The following is a 16434-nucleotide window of genomic DNA, read 5'->3' on the forward strand; positions in this document are numbered from 1 at the left end:
TGTTTATCACCATGTGCGGCCGGGGCCTGCGGTCGTTCCGGAAAGTCGAGGGTCAGGCCCGGACAGCGGGAATGTCACGCGAAGAAAGGAGGATCTTCTGACCCCACGCCGGGCCGACCTCCGGTGTACGCGCCTCCCCTTGGGGCATGATCGGTGTCTGTGAGGGACGTTCAGCTGGCCCGGATAGCCGAGCAGTACGGGATCGCGACCACCTACGAGGACTGGCGGGGACGACAGGTGCCCGTCAGCCCGGACACGATCCACCATGTTCTGTCCGCTTTGGGGGTGGATCCGGAAGATCCCGACAGAGCCAGGCCCGGGCGAGGCCTGTTGCCGCCCGCGGTGGTGGTCCGCGAGGGCAAGGCACCCGATCTGGTGTTGCCGGCGGGGGCCCGGAGCGCCGTGGAGACCGTCGACGGATCCCTGTTGCCCTTCGACCCCGGGCTGCCGCTTGGGGTGCACACGCTGCGGGTGACCGACAATGGTGCCGAGCACGACGCCCCGCTCTTGGTGGTCCCCGACCGGATCGAGCCCACGGCCCTGCGCGACCACCCGCGCCTGTGGGGCCTGATGACCCAGATCTACAGCGTGCGCTCCCGCGCCTCGTGGGGGACCGGTGACCTTCGCGATCTCGCGGAACTCGCCGACTGGAGCGCCCGCGACCTGGGCGCCGACTTCGCCCTGATCAACCCGGTGCACGCGACCGAGCCGCTCACGCCCGTCGAGCCGTCCCCCTATCTTCCGGTGAGCCGCCGCTACTCCAGCCCGCTCTACATCCGCGTGGAGGACGTGCCCGAGTACGCGCGCCTCGACCCGGCCCAACGAGAGGGGATCCAACGCCTGGCCCGGCCGCTGCGCGAGCGCGGCCGCACCGCCGACCTCCTCGATCGTGACGCCGTCTGGGAGGCCAAGCGCACCGCCCTCGAGATCCTCTTCACGGTGCCCCGCGCACCCGCCCGGGAGGCGGAGCTCCACGCCTTCCTGGAACGCGAGGGCCAGCCCCTGGTCGAGTTCGCGACGTGGTCGGCCCTGGCCGAGGAGCACGGGCCCGACTTCCGCACCTGGCCCGCGCGCCTGCGCGACGTCGGTGCCCGGACGGTGGGCGAAGAGGCCTTGAAACTGTGGCCGCGCGTGGAGTTCCACCGGTGGCTCCAGTGGATCCTCGACGCACAGCTCGGCCAGTCCCAGGAGAGCGCCCTCAACAGCGGCATGGGCGTCGGTATCGTGCAGGACCTCGCGATCGGTGTGCAGGCGGGCGGCGCGGACGCGTGGATGTTCGGGGACGCGCTCGTGCCCGGCCTGCACGTGGGTGCCCCGCCGGACGAGTTCAACCCGCGCGGCCAGGACTGGGGGCAGCCCCCGTGGAACCCGACCCGTCTGGCCCAGCTCGGCTACGGTCCGCTCCACCAGATCCTGTCCCACAACCTGCGGCACGCGGGCGGCCTGCGGATGGACCATGTCATGGGTATGTTCCGGCTGTGGTGCGTGCCCGAGGGCGCCTCCGCCGACCAGGGCACCTACCTGCGCTACGACCACGAGGGCATGGTCGGAACTCTGGCGCTGGCCGCGCACCGCGCCGACGCGGTGATCGTCGGCGAGGACCTGGGCACCGTGGAACCGTGGGTCCGCGGCCACCTGGCCGACCGGGGCATCCTCGGAACGTCCGTGCTGTGGTTCGAGAACGACGAGGACGGTGACCCGCTCCGCCCCGACCAGTGGCGCAGGGACTGCCTGGCCACGGTGGCCACCCACGACCTGCCGCCGATGGCGTCGTACCTGTCCGGGGAGCACGTCGACCTCCGGCACCGCTTGGGCCTGCTCAGCCGTTCACCGGATGAGGAACTGGCCGACGTCGAGGCCCGCGTGGCCCAGTGGTGTGCGCTCCTGGTGTACCTGGGGCTGCTGGAAGAGGACGCGGATCCGGTGGGTGACCCCGCCTCCGTCGCGTCGGCGATGCACGCCTTTCTGGCGGCGACCCCGGCGAGGATGCTCGGGGTCGCACTCACCGACATGGTGGGGGAACGGCGCATGCAGAACCAACCGGGAACCAGTACCGAATATCCGAACTGGCGGATACCGCTCACCAGCGGCGAGGGCGAACCCGTACTGGTGGACGAACTACTGGCGGATCCCCGCATGGTCGCCCGGATCCGCCGGACCCTGGGCCCGCTCGGCGGCCAGAACCGGAACACCTAGTGCCGCGTCAGTCGGGGTTTGCCCGTTACGGAGCGGCATTCAGGATGGTGCATCGCAAGGCGGCGGAGAGTCCTCCTAGTGGTTCCTAAGTGGGCTTTTCGCCAACGCAGCGAGGTGCCGTGCTGAGCGTCGCGACGGGGTGAACCTTGGCAGACGTGGCACTAGCGTTCAGGTGGCCGTCCACACGGTCACCTTTCCTCCCGACGTGCCCTTCCCGCCGGAAGCACCGGCCAGCGAGACGCCGTCGGTTCCGAACTCCAACGTGTGCAGCTGCTCGGTGTGACCTTCGAGTACCGCCGTTTCCGTCCAGTCCGAGGTGTCCCACAGCCGGACCGTGCCGTCGTGGTCGCCCGTGGCGACGGCACTCTCGTCCGGGCTCACCGCCACTGCCTGCACGGACGCCTCGTGCACGAGGGGCTCGGTCACCGGTTCCCCGCCGGGGAGTGAGCGGATCTGTACCAGTTCCTCCTGTGCGGAGACCACGGCGAAGGAGCCGGCGGGGGACACCGCTACCGCGCCCCGCCCCGCGACGGAGGTCGGCCCCAGCTCCCGCACGCTCGATTCATGCAGGTCCCAGATCCGGTTGGCGGCGGTTCCGGAGGTCACCACGTGCTGCCCTCCCGGGGCCGGGTGCGGGCTCACGATGGTCTCCGCGGAGGCGTGCAGTTCGTGGACCGTCTCGCGCCCGCCGGTGTCCCACAGGATCACCGCCGCCTGTGCCTCGTCGTCCTCCCTGTCGAACGCGCCGGTCATGACCAGCCATGCCCCGTCGGGGGTGAACGCGGCGCTGTGGTACCGGTCCGCTTCGTCCGGCCCGTCCAGCTCGGACCAGGTCCCGGTCTCCCACACATAGGCGGTGCCCCCGTTGCCAGCCGCCACGAGCAGGTCTCCGTCGGGGGAGAGGGCGACACGGTGCAGCAGCTCGTCCGCGTCTTCGAGCAGGTACTCCTCCGTGCCGGACTCCAGGTCCCAGACCGCTAGGTTGTTGTGCCAGGTCGCGGCGGCCAGGGTGCCGTCGGCGCTCAGGGCACCGGTGAAGAAGGCCAGGTAGTGGTCCGGGTTGACGTCGCGGAGTACCGGGCCCGAACGCCACTCGCCGGGATCGCTGGGGGACGCCGCCAGCATGTGTCCGCCGACCTCCATGACGAGGAGGGTGTCACCCGAGAATGCCATCGACTCCGCGTTGGTCTCCCACACTCGCGGTGCCGGCTTCGCCGCCAGGAGGTCCACGGTCCTCTGGGCGCCGGATGCGGTGTCGGGGCCGGGGTTCGTCTCCGGCGAGGGCTGCGGCGGGGACGGCGGCGTTGCCATGAGCCCCAGGAACATCACGATGGTGGCGGCCAGCGCGTTCAACGCGAGCCGGAGCGGACCGAAGTGCTGCCGGTGTGCCCGGCCCCGGCTCTGCTCCGAGTCCTGCTCAGCGGGGATGCCGGAATCCAGCGTCCAGTCTTCCGGGCCGTTCTTAGGGCTCGCCTGTGCCCCGGGCTGTGCTTCGTGTACCCCGGGCTGTACCGGGGGCAACGCGGGAAGGTGAGCGGGCGGCCACGCCGCACCCGGGCCCTGTCCGCCGACGTGCTGGAGCACCTGCTCCAGAGCCCACTGCGCCGAAGGGCGCCGCCGCGGGTCCTTGTGCCAGCATTCCCGGACCACCGCCCGCACGCCTTCGGGAACCGTGCCCAAACCCGGCTCCAGGGTGCGGATCCGCCACATGGTCTCCTCGTGGTTGCGGCCCCGGAAAGGGTCGCTCCCGGTCGTGGCAAACACGATCACGGTGCCCAAGGAGAACAGGTCCGATGCTTGGCCGACGGGCGCGGCAAGGGTCTGCTCGGGAGACATGTACGGGATCGTCCCGGCGATGCTTCCCCTCGCCGTCAGCGTCCCGCCGTGCGGGAACCGGGCCAGCCCGAAGTCGATGACCAGCGGACGGTCAGCGGTCAGGATGATATTGGCGGGCTTGAGGTCGCGGTGCACGAGACCCTGGCGGTGGATCGCGCTGAGCCCTTCCGCGAGCCCGGCTACCAGCGCCCACAACCCCGGGGCGCCCCGCCCGGAGCCACCCCATCCGCCGTGCTCGCGCACGGCCTCGGCCAGGTTCGGTCCTGGAACGTATGAGGTGGCCACCCAGGGCCGCTCCGCCCAAGGGTCCGCGCCCACGATCGGCGCGGTGTGGAACCCGCCGACCTGCCGGGCCGCCTCCACCTCGCGCACGAACCGGCCGCGGTGCAACCACCGCTCGGCGTGCTGGGGCAGGATCGTCTTCACCACGACCCGGAAACCACCGGGACTCTCGGCGAGGTAGACCTGCCCCATCCCGCCCGCGCCCAACCGGTGGGTGAGCCTGTGGGGGCCTATGTACTCCGGATCCTCGGACGACAGGGGCAGCACCGCAATACCCGTTCTCTCACACCGCCCCCCACCTCCCCAGTATCGGCGGCGGATGCCCCGCATACCAGGGGAGGGCCGCTACCGGACAGCACGCATCGGTGGCCTGGAACGGCACCCGGGGGCGCTCCCCGAGCAGGAGAGAACAGGAGAACGGCCCCGGAGGGTGAACACCCGCCCCCGGGGCCGTCCAAGACGCAGCACCCCGAGGGCGCCGCGTCAGGCCAACGATCAGCCGTTCTGACCGGCGGCGATGTCCGTAGCTCGGGCGCGCAGGGCGCGCTCCACCCCGGCCCGGCCCTCGATCAGCAGGCGGCGGAGCGCAGGAGCCGGGGAGTTCTCGGCGATGTAGGAGTCGGTGCGCTCCAGCGTCGCCTCCTCCACCAGCTGGCTCGGGTACATGACCTCGGCGAAGGTCTGTGCGAACTCACCGGTCCACTTGTCCCAGGCCGGGGCGAGCTGGTCGAAGTACCGGTCCAGGTAGGGCCGGTACAGCTCGGCCTGGCTCGGCTCGGTGAAGCCCAGCAGGGTCGCGCGGAACTCGGCGTTGGCGAGGTCCCCGCCCACGATCCGGTTCCAGGCGGTCTCCTTGGCCTCGGGGGTGGGGATCGCGGCCCGGGCCCCGGCGGCGTTGCGCTGACCGGTGGCGGTCGGGTCGGCCGCCACCTCGGCGGCGATCTCCGCTTCCCCGGCCTCGCCGGCGGCGACCAGGCGGCGCAGCAGCGTCCAGCGCAGGTCGGTGTCGACGGTCAGACCGTCCACGGTGAGAGCGCCGTCCAGCAGGCCGCGCAGCAGCGACAGGTGGGCGTCGCTCACGGCTGCGCCCGCCAGCGCGTTGATGTAGGCCAGCTGCAGATCGCCGCCGGGCTCGGCGGCGGACAGCAGGTCGCGCAGCCGGTCGGCCAGCTTCTCGAAGCCGAAAGGGCGCCACGCCGGGTCCGCGTAGTTGTACAGCGTGCCCGAGGCCTGGCGGAGCAGGGTCTGGGCGACCGTGACGTCGTCCACGCCGCTGATCCCGGAGATCACCAGGGCGACGTAGTCGCGGGCGGCCATCTCGCCGTCGCGGGTCATGTCCCAGGCGGAGCTGAAGGCCAGGGCGCGCGGTAGGGACTCGCGGATCTCACCGGCACTGTCCACCACGGTGCGCAGCGAGCGCTCGTCCAGACGGATCTTGGTGAAGGTGAGGTCGTCGTCGTTGATGAGTACCAGGTCCGGCTGTGCCTTGCCGACCAGCTCGGCGACCTCGGTGCGCGCCCCGCTGACGTCCAGTTCCACGCGCTCGCGGCGCACGATGCCGTCCTCGGTGCGGTCGTACAGGCCCACGGCCAAGCGGTGCGAGCGCAGCGTCGGGTGCTCCGGGGCGGCCTCCTGCAACACGGCGAAGGACGTGAAGTTGCCGTCCGCGTCGACCTCGAACTCCGGGCGCATGGTGTTGACGCCGGTGGTCTCCAGCCACTCGCGTGACCAGCCGGACAGGTCGCGGCCGGAGGCGGCCTCCAGGTGCTTGAGGAGGTCCTTCAGCTCGGTGTTGCCGAACGCGTTCTCCTTGAAGTAGGCGCGCACACCCGCGAAGAAGGCGTCCACACCCACGTACGCCGCCAGCTGCTTGAGCACCGAGGCGCCCTTGGCGTAGGTGATGCCGTCGAAGTTCACCTCGACCGCCTGGATGTCGACCATGTCGGCGGCGATCGGGTGGGTGGAGGGCAGTTGGTCCTGGCGCAGCGCCCAGGCCTTCTCCACGTTGGCGAAGGTCGTCCAGGCATCGGTCCACTTGGTGGCGTTGACCATGCAGTACACGCTGGCGTATGTCGCGAACGACTCGTTCAGCCACAGGTCGTCCCACCAGCGCATGGTGACCAGGTCGCCGAACCACATGTGCGCCATCTCGTGGAGGATCGTCTCGGCGCGGACCTCGTAGCGGGCGTCGGTGACGCGCGAACGGAAGACGTAGTCTTCCAGGAACGTGACCGCGCCGGCGTTCTCCATCGCGCCCGCGTTGAACTCGGGCACGAAGAGCTGGTCGTACTTGCCGAACGGGTAGCGCAGGTCGAACAGGCCGTGGAAGAAGTCGAAGCCCTGCTTGGTGACCTCGAACAGGGCGTCGGAGTCCAGGTGTTCGGCGAGCGAGGCGCGGCAGTACAGGCCCAGCGGGATGCCGTCGTGCTCGTCGCGGACCACGTGGTACGGGCCGGCGATCAGGGCGGTGATGTAGGTGGACATCACCTCGGTGGCGGGGAAGTGCCAGCGCACCCGCTCGTCGCCCGCGGCTTCGCGCTCCACGTCCGGGGCGCTGTTGGACACGATCTCCCACGACGGGGGAGCGAACACGGTAAGTTCGAACGCGGCCTTCAGGTCCGGCTGGTCGAAGCACGTGAACATGCGGTGCGCGTCGGCAGTCTCGAACTGGCTGTAGAGGTACACCGAGTCGTCGACCGGGTCCACGAACCGGTGGAGGCCTTCGCCGGTGCGCATGTAGGCGGCGTCGGCGACGACCGTCAGCTCGTTCTCGGCCGCCAGATCGGGCAGAGTGAGCCGCTCTCCGTCGAACAGCTCCGCCACGTCCAGATCGCGGCCGTTGAGCACGGCGCTCCTGATGGTGGGCGCGACCAGGTCGATGAAGCTCCGGGCGCCAGCCTCCTTGCTGGAGAAACGGACCTGGGTGGTGGACCGGAAGGTCTCGTCACCGGTGGTCAGGTCCAGTTCCACAGCGTAGGAGTCGACGCTGAGAATGCGCGCCCGCTCCCGAGCCTCGTCCCGTGTCAGGTTCCCTGCCACGCCACGCTCCCTCCACGGCCGCCATCGTCGCCGGCCGGAAAATTGTTGCCGACCACGGCGAGCCTGCCGACTGGGGTGGGCATCGTCGGGCCGGAGGTCGTCTTCTCGTCGGCATCGATCCTGTCACGCGCGGGGGTGGAATGCGCAACCGATTCCCGTGGTTGGGGCTCTACGGCGAGATATTCGACCTTCCAGACAGAGGAGCAGCGATGACTCAGACCGCCGGACAGCGGGCTGGTGAGGCTGGCGGGGAGACCGCCTACGCCGACATGTGGTTCGACCCCGCCTGCCCTTGGGCATGGATCACCTCGCGCTGGCTCGTGGAGGTGGAGCAGGTCCGTCCGGTGCGGGTGCGGTGGCGCGTGATGAGCCTGGGCGTGCTCAACGAGGGCCGGGACCTGCCCGAGGAGTACAAAGAGTCGATCGCCCGCTCCTGGCAGGCGGTACGCGTGTGCGTGGCCGCCGAACAGCGCTTCGGGCCCGAAGTCCTCGGTGGCCTCTACACCGCTCTGGGCACCCGCATCCACAACAACGGCGAGCCGCGCACCCTGGACACCGTCCGTGCGGCGCTGGCCGATGTCGACCTGCCCGCCGACCTCGCCGAGGCGGCGGACTCCACCGAATACGACGAGGCGCTACGGGCCTCGCACGGTGAGGCGATGAAGCTGGTCGGCGAAGACGTGGGAACCCCCGTCATCCAGGTGGAGGGCGTCTCGTTCTTCGGCCCGGTCGTCACCCCCGCCCCGCGCGGCGAGGACGCCGGGAAGCTGTGGGACGGCGTACGCATGGTCGCCGGAACCGACGGTTTCTTCGAGCTGAAGCGCACCCGCACGCGCGCACCCGCCTTCGACTGATTCCTCCCCTTGCGGGCTGCCGAGGCGGTGGGCCGACCGCCCCGGGCAGCCCGCATAGAGTTGGGGTAAGGCTTGTCAGTACCACAGGGAGGAAGGCCCATGCCCGGACCCGACGACGACTTCGAGCTCTTCCCGGACACCACCCGCGACGAGCGGGCCGAAGGCTGGGGAGACGGTGAGGACGACTCCACGGCCCGCCTCATCGCCGAACGCCCCCCGCACTGGGACTGACCCGTCCCTTGGGGCTGGATGCCGTACCTCCGCGTTGTCCGGTCATCGGTGGAAGCACCGGTGCGCCCACTGGGGCACCTCCCGCACTGGTCAACCAGAATCGCGTTCTGAGACAGTGGTTCCATGCGATCCCTCTACATCGACGGCGCCTGGCGCGACTCCGCCTCAGAAGAGGCCCTGGACGTGGTCAACCCGGCGACCGAGCAGGTCATCGACACCGTTCCGGCCGGATCCACCCTTGACGTCGACGCCGCGGTCGAAGCTGCGGCTGTCGCCCTCCCCGCCTGGTCCGCGCTCACGCCGGGACAGCGGGTCACGCACCTGGCCAAGGCGCTGGAGCTGTTCAACGCCCGCCTCGGCGACATCGCCACCGAACTCACCCGTGACATGGGCGCGCCCGCGACCTTCGCCACCAAGGTGCAGGCGGGGCTCCCCTCCCTCATGTTCCGCACCTACATTGACCTTGTCGAGGAGCACGGCGAGCGCTACTTCAACGGGGAGCAGGTCGGCAACTCCCTCGTCGTGCACGAACCGATCGGCGTGGTCGGCGCCATCACCCCGTGGAACTACCCGCTGCACCAGATCGTCCTCAAGGTCGTCCCCGCGCTGCTCGCGGGCAACACCGTCGTCCTCAAACCGAGCGAGGTCGCCCCGCTGAGCGCCTACGCCCTGGCCGAGGTGTTCGACGAGGCCGGGCTGCCCGCCGGTGTGTTCAACCTGGTGTCCGGTACCGGGCCCGTCGTGGGGGAGGCGATCGCGGCCCACTCGAAGGTCGACATGGTCTCCTTCACCGGTTCCACCCGCGCCGGAACCCGGGTGTCCCAGGTCGCGGCCGAAACGGTCAAGAAGGTCGCTCTGGAGCTGGGCGGTAAGTCGCCCAACGTGGTCCTGCCCGGCGCGGACCTCACCAAGGCGGTCAAGCGCGGCGTCGCCGACGTCATGCGCAACACCGGGCAGAGCTGCAACGCGCTCACCCGGATGCTCGTGCAGCGCGACTCCTACGACGAGGCCGTGGAACTGGCCGCGGCCTCCGCCGCCAAGTACGTTCCGGGCGATCCCGCGGACGAGGGAACGAGGATGGGCCCGCTGGTGTCCGCCGCCCAGCGCGACAAGGTCCGCTCCTACGTGGACCTCGGGGTGGAGGAAGGGGCCCGCCTGGTCGTCGGCGGCTCCGAGCCGGTCGAAGGCCAGGAGAGCGGTTTCTACGTCCGCCCGACGGTCTTCGCCGACGTGCGCAACGACATGCGCATCGCCCAGGAGGAGATCTTCGGCCCCGTGATCGCCCTCATTCCCTACGACACGGTCGAGGATGCGGTCGAAATCGCCAACGACACCGTCTACGGGCTCAACGCCGCTGTGTGGTCCGGCGAGCCCGAGGAGGGACTGGCTGTCGCCCGCCGCCTGCGGGCCGGCCAGGTCGAGCTCAACGGTGGGGCGATGAACCCCCGAGCGCCCTTCGGCGGGTACAAGCGTTCCGGCAACGGGCGCGAGTGGGGGCTGCCCGGCTTGGAGGAGTTCTGCGAGGTCAAGGCCGTGCAGATGTGACGCCTGTGGCCGGAGTCACAGCCTGATTCCGTACTCGCCGGGAATCACCCCCGGTGACGTGCGCGTTGTGTGGTGTGGAAAAATTCCGACTGGTCATCCTCTGGTCGAACCCAATCGAGGTGTGAGTTGAGCAACAAGCCCGCGGTCTCCAAGGCTGGTCCTCTCGGAAAGGACCTGAAGGCCATCTTCGTGTACAACCTGATCGCGATCCTCTCGATGGCTGGCTTCGCCGCCCTCGGCCTGAGCGTCGCGGCCGCGGCCGCTGGCGCCTGAGCCAGCCGGATCCCGCACGACGAACGCCGCGCCCCGCCCGGTCCCCGACCGGGCGGGGCGCGGCGTTGCGCGCGACAGGGAGCTGTCACACTGGTGAGGTGCGTGTTTACCTTGGATCAGATCATGCGGGCTTCGAGCTCAAAGAACACCTCGTCTCCTGGCTGAAGGGGCAGGGCCACGAGGTCGTCGACGCCGGACCGGCCGTCTACGACGCGGTCGACGACTACCCTCCCTTCGTCCTGCGGGCCGCAGAGGGCGTCGCCAAGGACCCGGGTTCCCTGGGCATCGTGATCGGCGGTTCCGGCAACGGCGAGCAGATCGCGGCCAACAAGGTCAAGGGCATCCGCTCAGCCCTGGCCTGGAGTGAGGACACCGCCAAGCTGGCGCGTGAGCACAACGACGCCAACGTGCTCAGCATCGGCGGCCGGATGCACTCCCAGGAGGAGTCCACCCGGTTCGTCGAGCTCTTCCTCGCCACGCCGTACAGCGACGAGGACCGGCACACGCGCCGGATCGCCATGCTCAGCGACTACGAGGAGACCGGCGAGCTTCCCCCGCTTCCGTAACCCCGCCCGTCCTTGGACGGGGCCATGTGTCCGCCCCCGTGCGCAGGTCGCACGGGGGCGTTCGTGTGCCCGGGCGCGGCCAACGGCGGGCGGAGCCACGGCACGCCCTCAGGGGCTCTGTTCCCGCCCGGCAGGGCTGTGGGATCCTGTTCTCGCACAAGGACCCGCCGCGACCTCCGCCTGTCCTACCCCCAGCCCCCGGGTTTAGGCGGAACCCAAACCCGGGTTTACGGGGTGGAACACCCCTGGTTGCACGTGCTACGGCCGCACCGCAAGCGCTACAGTTCGTGCACAGCGGCGGGCCATCGTTGTCCGCGACACAGCGGTGCCCGCCTTCGGGCGCAACCAGCCACCACGATCCGGGCGCGTGTCCCCCACACCGCCCCAGCCCGCCGACGCAGACCGGCACCGGCGCGACCGTGACCGCACCGGTGTGCCGTGCCACGACCAGGAGTGACCCCCGCGGGTGAGCGGGTGTGCCGAGCCAGAGGATTCATGAACGCCACACCGACCGCCAAGACCACCCGGCTGCTGCGATCCACCACGCAGCGGCTTGTCGCGGTGCTCCGGCGCAAGGTGCTCTTCCGCTACCGACTCGTCCTCATCACCCTCGTCGTCATCGCCGTGGGTATCGGGATCGGCGCCGTCTGGGGCCCCGCAGGCTGGTTCCCGCCCAGTTCCACCATCCTCACCGTCCTGGCCGGGGGCCTGCTCCTCAAACGCAAGAGCCTCGCCTTCCTGCTCGGCGTGGTAGCCGCGGTCCTGGTGTTCGTGGCCTCCATGCTCGACTTCGGCCAGGTGGGACCGGGACTCCTGGTCACCATCGGTGTGACCGCCGTCCTGTCGTACCTGCTGTCCGGGGTACGTGAACGGCTCGGCGTGCAGGGCCTGAGCGGTGAGATGATGCTGTTGGACCTGCGCGACCGCCTGCGGCACCAGGGCAGGATGCCCGAGGTCCCGTCCGGGTGGGGGCGCACCGCGGTCCTGCGCCAGGCGGGCGGCTCGTCCTTCGGTGGTGACTTCGTCGTCTCCATCCGGCGGGAGAACCGGCTCGACATCGCGGTTGTGGACGTCTCCGGCAAGGGCGTGGACGCCGGAACCCGCGCCCTCATGCTCTCCGGGGCCTTCAGCGGCCTGATCGGCGCGGTTCCGGCCCGGGACTTCCTCGCCCACTGCAACGACTACCTGATGCGCAACAGCGGCGGAGAGGGCTTCGTGACCGCCGTGCACCTGAGCGTGGACACCGACACCGGCGCCTACCAGGTCGCCTCGGCAGGCCACCCTCCCGCCCTTCACTACGACGGCGGCACCGGGGTGTGGAGCACCACCGAGGCCAAGGGCGTGGTCCTGGGGGTCATCCCCGAGATGACCTACGCCTCCGTGGAGGGCAAGCTCCGCCCCGGCGACGCGATCATGCTGTGCACCGACGGCCTCATCGAGACACCCGGAGAGGACCTGGACGAGGGGATCGACCGCCTCCTGGGTGCCGCCGACACCCTGGTCACCCAGGGCTTCGCCACCGGTGCGGGCGAGGTGGTGGACACACTCAGCAAGGACAAGAACGACGACTGCGCACTCGTGGTCCTCTGGCGCACCTGATTCGGTCGGTATTCCGCCCCGCCTCCTGACACGGGGGTGCGACACGAGCACTCTTCCTGGCGGTAGGGTCGGGATGTTCCCCGACCCCGGTACGAGGTCTTCGTACACGTCCCCGGATCGCCGTGTCCGCCCTCTTCGCCCCCGGGCGCCGACGCCGCACGGCCCATCACACCAGTGACGAGGGGCCGGGACCGGGCTGTTGACCGGCCCTGGACTTCCCAGATTTCCCGGCTCCGCGGGTGTGCCCGCCGGGCCCTGAGGACAAAGGGGGTGCTTCGCATGGACGGCGAGCGCGCTGACGAACTCACCGATCTGGTCGAGAACAACGACCTGACGGGGATCAGGATCTGGTTGGCCGAACACAGGCCCCACGAGATCGCGGACGAATTCGCGCGCATATCCAGTCGTGAGGCGATCATCCCCTTCCGGCTCTTGGACAAGGACCGGGAACTGGAAGTCTTCGAGGAGCTGGACCCCAGCCAGCAGCAGGCCATCCTCCTGGAACTGCGCCGCACGGACTTCCACGACCTGCTCGAGGAGATGGATCCGGACGACCGGGCCCGGCTGATCGGGGAGGCGCCCGCCAAGATCGCCACCCGGGCCCTGGCCGGGCTGAGCCCCGCCGAGCGCAAGATGACCGCCTCGCTCCTGGGCTACCCGGAGGACTCGGTCGGCCGCTACATGACCCCGGAGACGGTCATCCTGCACCGGGACCTGACCGTGGGCCGCGCTTTGGAGGTGGTGCGCGCCAAAGGGGCCGACGCGGAGACGATCTACACCCTGCCGGTGGTCAGTGACGGCCGCCGCCTGGTCGGCACCATCACCCTGAGCGACCTGGTGATCAGCGACGACGACCGGCTCCTCAAGGACCTGGTGGACGTGTTCGCCCCGCGGGCCGGGGTCAGCGAACCGGTCGAGGACGCCGCCCGACTCATCCAGGAGGCCAACCTGGTCGCCCTGCCGGTGGTGGACTCCGAAGACCGCTTCGTGGGCGTGTTCACCTTCGACGACGCCTTGGAGGTCATCGAGGCGGCCGACTCCGAGGATATGGCCCGCCAGTCCGGTGCCAGCCCGGTCGGCGACCACTACGTGACTGTCGGGGTGTTCCGGCTGGTCAGCGCCCGTGTGGTGTGGCTGTTGCTGCTCATCGTCGCGGCGACGCTGACGGTCAACGTCATGCAGGTCTACGAGGCCACCCTGGAAGAGGTCACGGCACTGGCGATGTTCATCCCGATGCTCATCGGGACCGGCGGTAACGTCGGCGCCCAGTCGGCGACGGCGATCGTGCGCGCCCTGGCGGTCGGTGAGGTCCGGATCCGGGACCTGCCCTCGGTGCTGTGGAAGGAGAGCCGGGTCGGGCTGCTGCTCGGAGTGGTGCTCGCCGGGGTCGCCCTGGTCATCGGCTCGGTGCTGGTGGGCTTCGACATAGCGGTGGTGGTCTCCTTGTCGGTGATCGCCATCTGTACCTGGGCGGCGGTCATCGGTTCCGCGATGCCGCTCCTGGCCCGCAAGGTCGGGGTGGACCCGGCGGTGGTCTCGGCCCCGATGGTCGCGACCCTCGTGGATGCCACCGGTCTGCTGATCTACTTCTCCGTCGCCCGGATGGTGCTCGGCCTCTGACTCCGCCCTCCGAGAGCGCGGAGCGGTGGTGACGCGGAGCGGTGGGGATGTGTTCACAATGGTGGATGCCCTCCTCCGCTCCGCGCCGTCTGCCCGTCCTCCTCGCCAGGGTCCGCATGCCGTTGATGTGGCTGGCGATGGCCGCCCTCCTCGCCGGTTACCTCGGCCTGCCCTGGTGGGTCGGCGGAGCCCTGCTGGTGGTGGCGCTCGCGGTGAACCTGCGCCTCGGAACGGTCCGCTGTGCCCCGCGCGTCCTGGCTCCGCCGGTGCGCGGCCGTTGGATGGCGCTGAGCAGCCCGGTGGACAGTGTGCCGAGCCAAGGCACCCATGCCTACGGCCAGACCCATGCGCTCGGTCTCGTGGCCGAGGACGGCACACGCCCCGACATCGCCTGGCGCCCGCTCAGCCGGCCGCCGGAGGACTTCCCCGCGTTCGGCGCCCCCGTGTACGCGCCCGCCGAGGGGACCGTGGTCCGCGTGTACGACCGCCAACGGGACCACCGGAGCCGCAACTCCTGGCTCTGGCTGCTCGGCACCGTCCTGGAGAACACCCTCCGCGAACTACGCGGTCCCTCGGGCCTTCTGGGAAACCACGTGATCATCGATATCGGGGGTGCCCACGTACTCCTCGGCCACCTGCGTCAGAGGTCGGTCACCGTGGTCTGCGGAGACAGGGTGGTGCTCGGCCAGCGGATCGCCCACTGCGGGAGTTCGGGGGCCTGCACCGAACCGCAGGTGCGGGTGCAGCTGATGGATCTGCGCCACCCGCTGTTCGCCGCTGGGATCCCCATGGTGTGGGGGAGCGGCTGGCGGGCCAAGGCCCCGGAACGGGAAGGACTCCCCGAGACCTGGCGGCCGGTTGAGATCATGGGGCCCGAGGTTGTACCCGCCGGTCAGTCCAGTTCGGCGGGAGATTACCCTGGTAGTGAGGTAAGGCGAGCCTAACGATCTGATGGGCGGGGGTGTGCGGTGACCGCGACCGACGGTGCGCCCTGCAAGCTCACGGTCTGCCGCGGCTGCTGCTGCGGCACGAAGAAGAAGGTGCCGGGCGTCGATCACAAGGCCCAGCTCGCCCGGCTCAGCGCCATCGACGACCATGCCGCCCGCCGCATTCCGGTCCGTACCAGCAAGTGCCTGGGGATCTGTTTCCAGTCCAACGTCGTCGTGGTCCAGCCCTCCACGGAGGGGCGCGCCGCGGGCGGCCGCCCCGTCTGGTTCGGCCAGATGACCGAGGACAAGCTCCTGGACGCGCTGGACGACTGGATCTTCGAGGGCGGCCCCGGCCTCACTCCGCTCCCCGCGGTCCTGCAAGACCACGTGACCTCCAAGGACGCCAAGAAGCCGAAGAAGTCCAAGAAGCCCAAGAAGGACAAGGGTTCCAAGGCTGAGAAGAAGGAGCGGAAGAAGGCCGCGGAGAAGAGGGCCAAGCGTGAGAAGGAAGCTAGGAAGCCCAAGGACAAGCGGCCCAAGAGCGAGGGCGACAAGGGTCTGAAGAAGGCCAAGCAGGAGAAGAAGGCCAAGCAGGAGAAGAAGAGTCGGCGCGAGACTGGGGCGCTGCCGCTCTGAGAAGGTCTGGCCTCTCACGCGCTTGTCGACTGGCGGCACGGCCGGGAGAATGTCGCTATGCGCATCGGTGTGCTCGGCACGTTGCGGGTGGTCGCCGACGGACGGGACACCGACGTCGGCGGAGTCCGGCTGCGTGTCCTGCTCACCCGGCTGGCCCTGGGCGTCGGGGACACCATCCCCCCGACAGCGCTGACCGAGGCGCTCTGGCCGTACGAGAGCCCCGCGAAACCCGATTCGGCGCTGTACTCACTGGTCTCCCGGCTGCGGCGCGTGCTCCCCGAACCCACAGTGGTCCGCTCCGAACCGGCCGGCTACCGGCTCGCCCTTCCGGCCGACTCCGTCGACGCCGTCCGCTTCGAACACCTCGTAGCTCACGGGCGCCGGGCCTTGCGGGTCGGGCAGCGGGAGGAGGCGGTGGACCTGCTCCGGATGGCCTTGGACCTGTGGCGCGGCCCGCCGCTCACCGACACCGCCCACCTTCCCTTCGCCGGAGCGGCCGCCGTCCGGCTGGAGAGGGTCCGGCTGGGGGCGCGGGAGGACCTGTTCGCCGCCGAACTCGGATTGCCGGAGGCCGACGCCGGCACACGGGTGGTGGAGCTGGAAAAGCTCGTGGCCGACCACCCGCTGCGCGAACGGCTCCGCGAACTCCTGATCGCCGCACTCACCGCTGACGGAAGGCGGGAGGAGGCGCTCCTCGTCCACGAGAACTACCGGCGCCTCCTCGCCGAGAAACTGGGCGCCGACCCCGGCCCGAGGCTGCGGGAGCTCCACCTCCGCCTGCTACGCGACGACCCCGCCCGGTACGACCCCGGCCCCTGAGAGAGCTCC

Annotated in this window: 13 protein-coding genes; 11 read left to right on the forward strand and 2 right to left on the reverse strand. The window is 70.1% G+C overall.

What is annotated here, in order from left to right:
- The first annotated feature begins 159 nt into the window (after positions 1–159).
- Positions 160–2196, forward strand: a complete 2037-nt coding sequence (gene malQ / locus ACYVD1_RS00065) for a 4-alpha-glucanotransferase (protein WP_460765606.1) — start codon at positions 160–162, stop codon at positions 2194–2196.
- A gap of 168 nt (positions 2197–2364) precedes the next feature.
- On the opposite strand, the gene ACYVD1_RS00070 is transcribed toward malQ, so the two are convergent.
- Entirely contained in the window at positions 2365–4581 is a 2217-nt protein-coding gene (locus tag ACYVD1_RS00070) for a WD40 repeat domain-containing serine/threonine protein kinase (protein ID WP_460765609.1), read from the reverse strand.
- Positions 4582–4809: 228 nt separating this feature from the next.
- The gene (gene pepN, locus ACYVD1_RS00075) at positions 4810–7353 is read right to left on the reverse strand and encodes an aminopeptidase N (RefSeq protein ID WP_460765613.1); all 2544 of its coding nucleotides are present in this window, start codon (positions 7351–7353) and stop codon (positions 4810–4812) included.
- Positions 7354–7562: 209 nt separating this feature from the next.
- On the opposite strand from pepN, the gene ACYVD1_RS00080 reads away from it, so the two are divergent.
- The 10 genes from ACYVD1_RS00080 to ACYVD1_RS00125 all read left to right on the forward strand — a co-directional run bounded on the left by ACYVD1_RS00080 (position 7563) and on the right by ACYVD1_RS00125 (position 16425).
- Entirely contained in the window at positions 7563–8207 is a 645-nt protein-coding gene (locus tag ACYVD1_RS00080; protein WP_460765616.1) for a mycothiol-dependent nitroreductase Rv2466c family protein, read from the forward strand.
- A gap of 99 nt (positions 8208–8306) precedes the next feature.
- A complete protein-coding gene (locus tag ACYVD1_RS00085; RefSeq protein WP_460765620.1) occupies positions 8307–8438 on the forward strand; it encodes a hypothetical protein in 132 nt (43 codons plus the stop codon).
- Between the two features lie 123 nt (positions 8439–8561).
- Positions 8562–9983: an aldehyde dehydrogenase family protein gene (locus tag ACYVD1_RS00090; RefSeq protein ID WP_460765625.1), complete on the forward strand. Its 1422-nt coding sequence runs from the start codon at positions 8562–8564 to the stop codon at positions 9981–9983.
- A gap of 126 nt (positions 9984–10109) precedes the next feature.
- Positions 10110–10256, forward strand: a complete 147-nt coding sequence (locus ACYVD1_RS00095) for a hypothetical protein (protein ID WP_460747341.1) — start codon at positions 10110–10112, stop codon at positions 10254–10256.
- A gap of 98 nt (positions 10257–10354) precedes the next feature.
- Positions 10355–10822 carry a ribose-5-phosphate isomerase gene (locus tag ACYVD1_RS00100; RefSeq protein WP_460765631.1) on the forward strand — a complete coding sequence of 156 codons (468 nt, stop codon included), beginning with the start codon at positions 10355–10357 and terminating at the stop codon, positions 10820–10822.
- Positions 10823–11317: 495 nt separating this feature from the next.
- Positions 11318–12421: a PP2C family protein-serine/threonine phosphatase gene (locus ACYVD1_RS00105; protein WP_460747343.1), complete on the forward strand. Its 1104-nt coding sequence runs from the start codon at positions 11318–11320 to the stop codon at positions 12419–12421.
- Positions 12422–12700: 279 nt separating this feature from the next.
- Positions 12701–14041: a magnesium transporter gene (gene mgtE, locus ACYVD1_RS00110; protein ID WP_460765636.1), complete on the forward strand. Its 1341-nt coding sequence runs from the start codon at positions 12701–12703 to the stop codon at positions 14039–14041.
- 65 nt (positions 14042–14106) lie between these two features.
- Positions 14107–14985, forward strand: a complete 879-nt coding sequence (locus ACYVD1_RS00115) for a M23 family metallopeptidase (protein ID WP_460765640.1) — start codon at positions 14107–14109, stop codon at positions 14983–14985.
- A 24-nt stretch (positions 14986–15009) separates the two neighbouring features.
- On the forward strand, positions 15010–15606 hold the full coding sequence (locus tag ACYVD1_RS00120) for a (2Fe-2S) ferredoxin domain-containing protein (RefSeq protein WP_460765644.1): 597 nt from the start codon (positions 15010–15012) through the stop codon (positions 15604–15606).
- Positions 15607–15663: 57 nt separating this feature from the next.
- Positions 15664–16425 carry an AfsR/SARP family transcriptional regulator gene (locus ACYVD1_RS00125; RefSeq protein WP_460765649.1) on the forward strand — a complete coding sequence of 254 codons (762 nt, stop codon included), beginning with the start codon at positions 15664–15666 and terminating at the stop codon, positions 16423–16425.
- The last annotated feature ends 9 nt before the right edge of the window (positions 16426–16434 follow it).

It is taken from the genome of Nocardiopsis nanhaiensis, from assembly GCF_054778635.1.

Excerpts from the sequence above, each read along its gene's own strand:
- ACYVD1_RS00085 (WP_460765620.1), top strand. The coding sequence starts at position 8,307 with ATGCCCGGACCCGACGACGACTTCGAGCTCTTCCCGGACACCACCCGC.
- ACYVD1_RS00105 (WP_460747343.1), top strand. The coding sequence starts at position 11,318 with ATGAACGCCACACCGACCGCCAAGACCACCCGGCTGCTGCGATCCACC.
- ACYVD1_RS00125 (WP_460765649.1), top strand. The coding sequence starts at position 15,664 with ATGCGCATCGGTGTGCTCGGCACGTTGCGGGTGGTCGCCGACGGACGG.
- ACYVD1_RS00090 (WP_460765625.1), top strand. The coding sequence starts at position 8,562 with ATGCGATCCCTCTACATCGACGGCGCCTGGCGCGACTCCGCCTCAGAA.
- mgtE (WP_460765636.1), top strand. The coding sequence starts at position 12,701 with ATGGACGGCGAGCGCGCTGACGAACTCACCGATCTGGTCGAGAACAAC.
- ACYVD1_RS00080 (WP_460765616.1), top strand. The coding sequence starts at position 7,563 with ATGACTCAGACCGCCGGACAGCGGGCTGGTGAGGCTGGCGGGGAGACC.
- ACYVD1_RS00115 (WP_460765640.1), top strand. The coding sequence starts at position 14,107 with ATGCCCTCCTCCGCTCCGCGCCGTCTGCCCGTCCTCCTCGCCAGGGTC.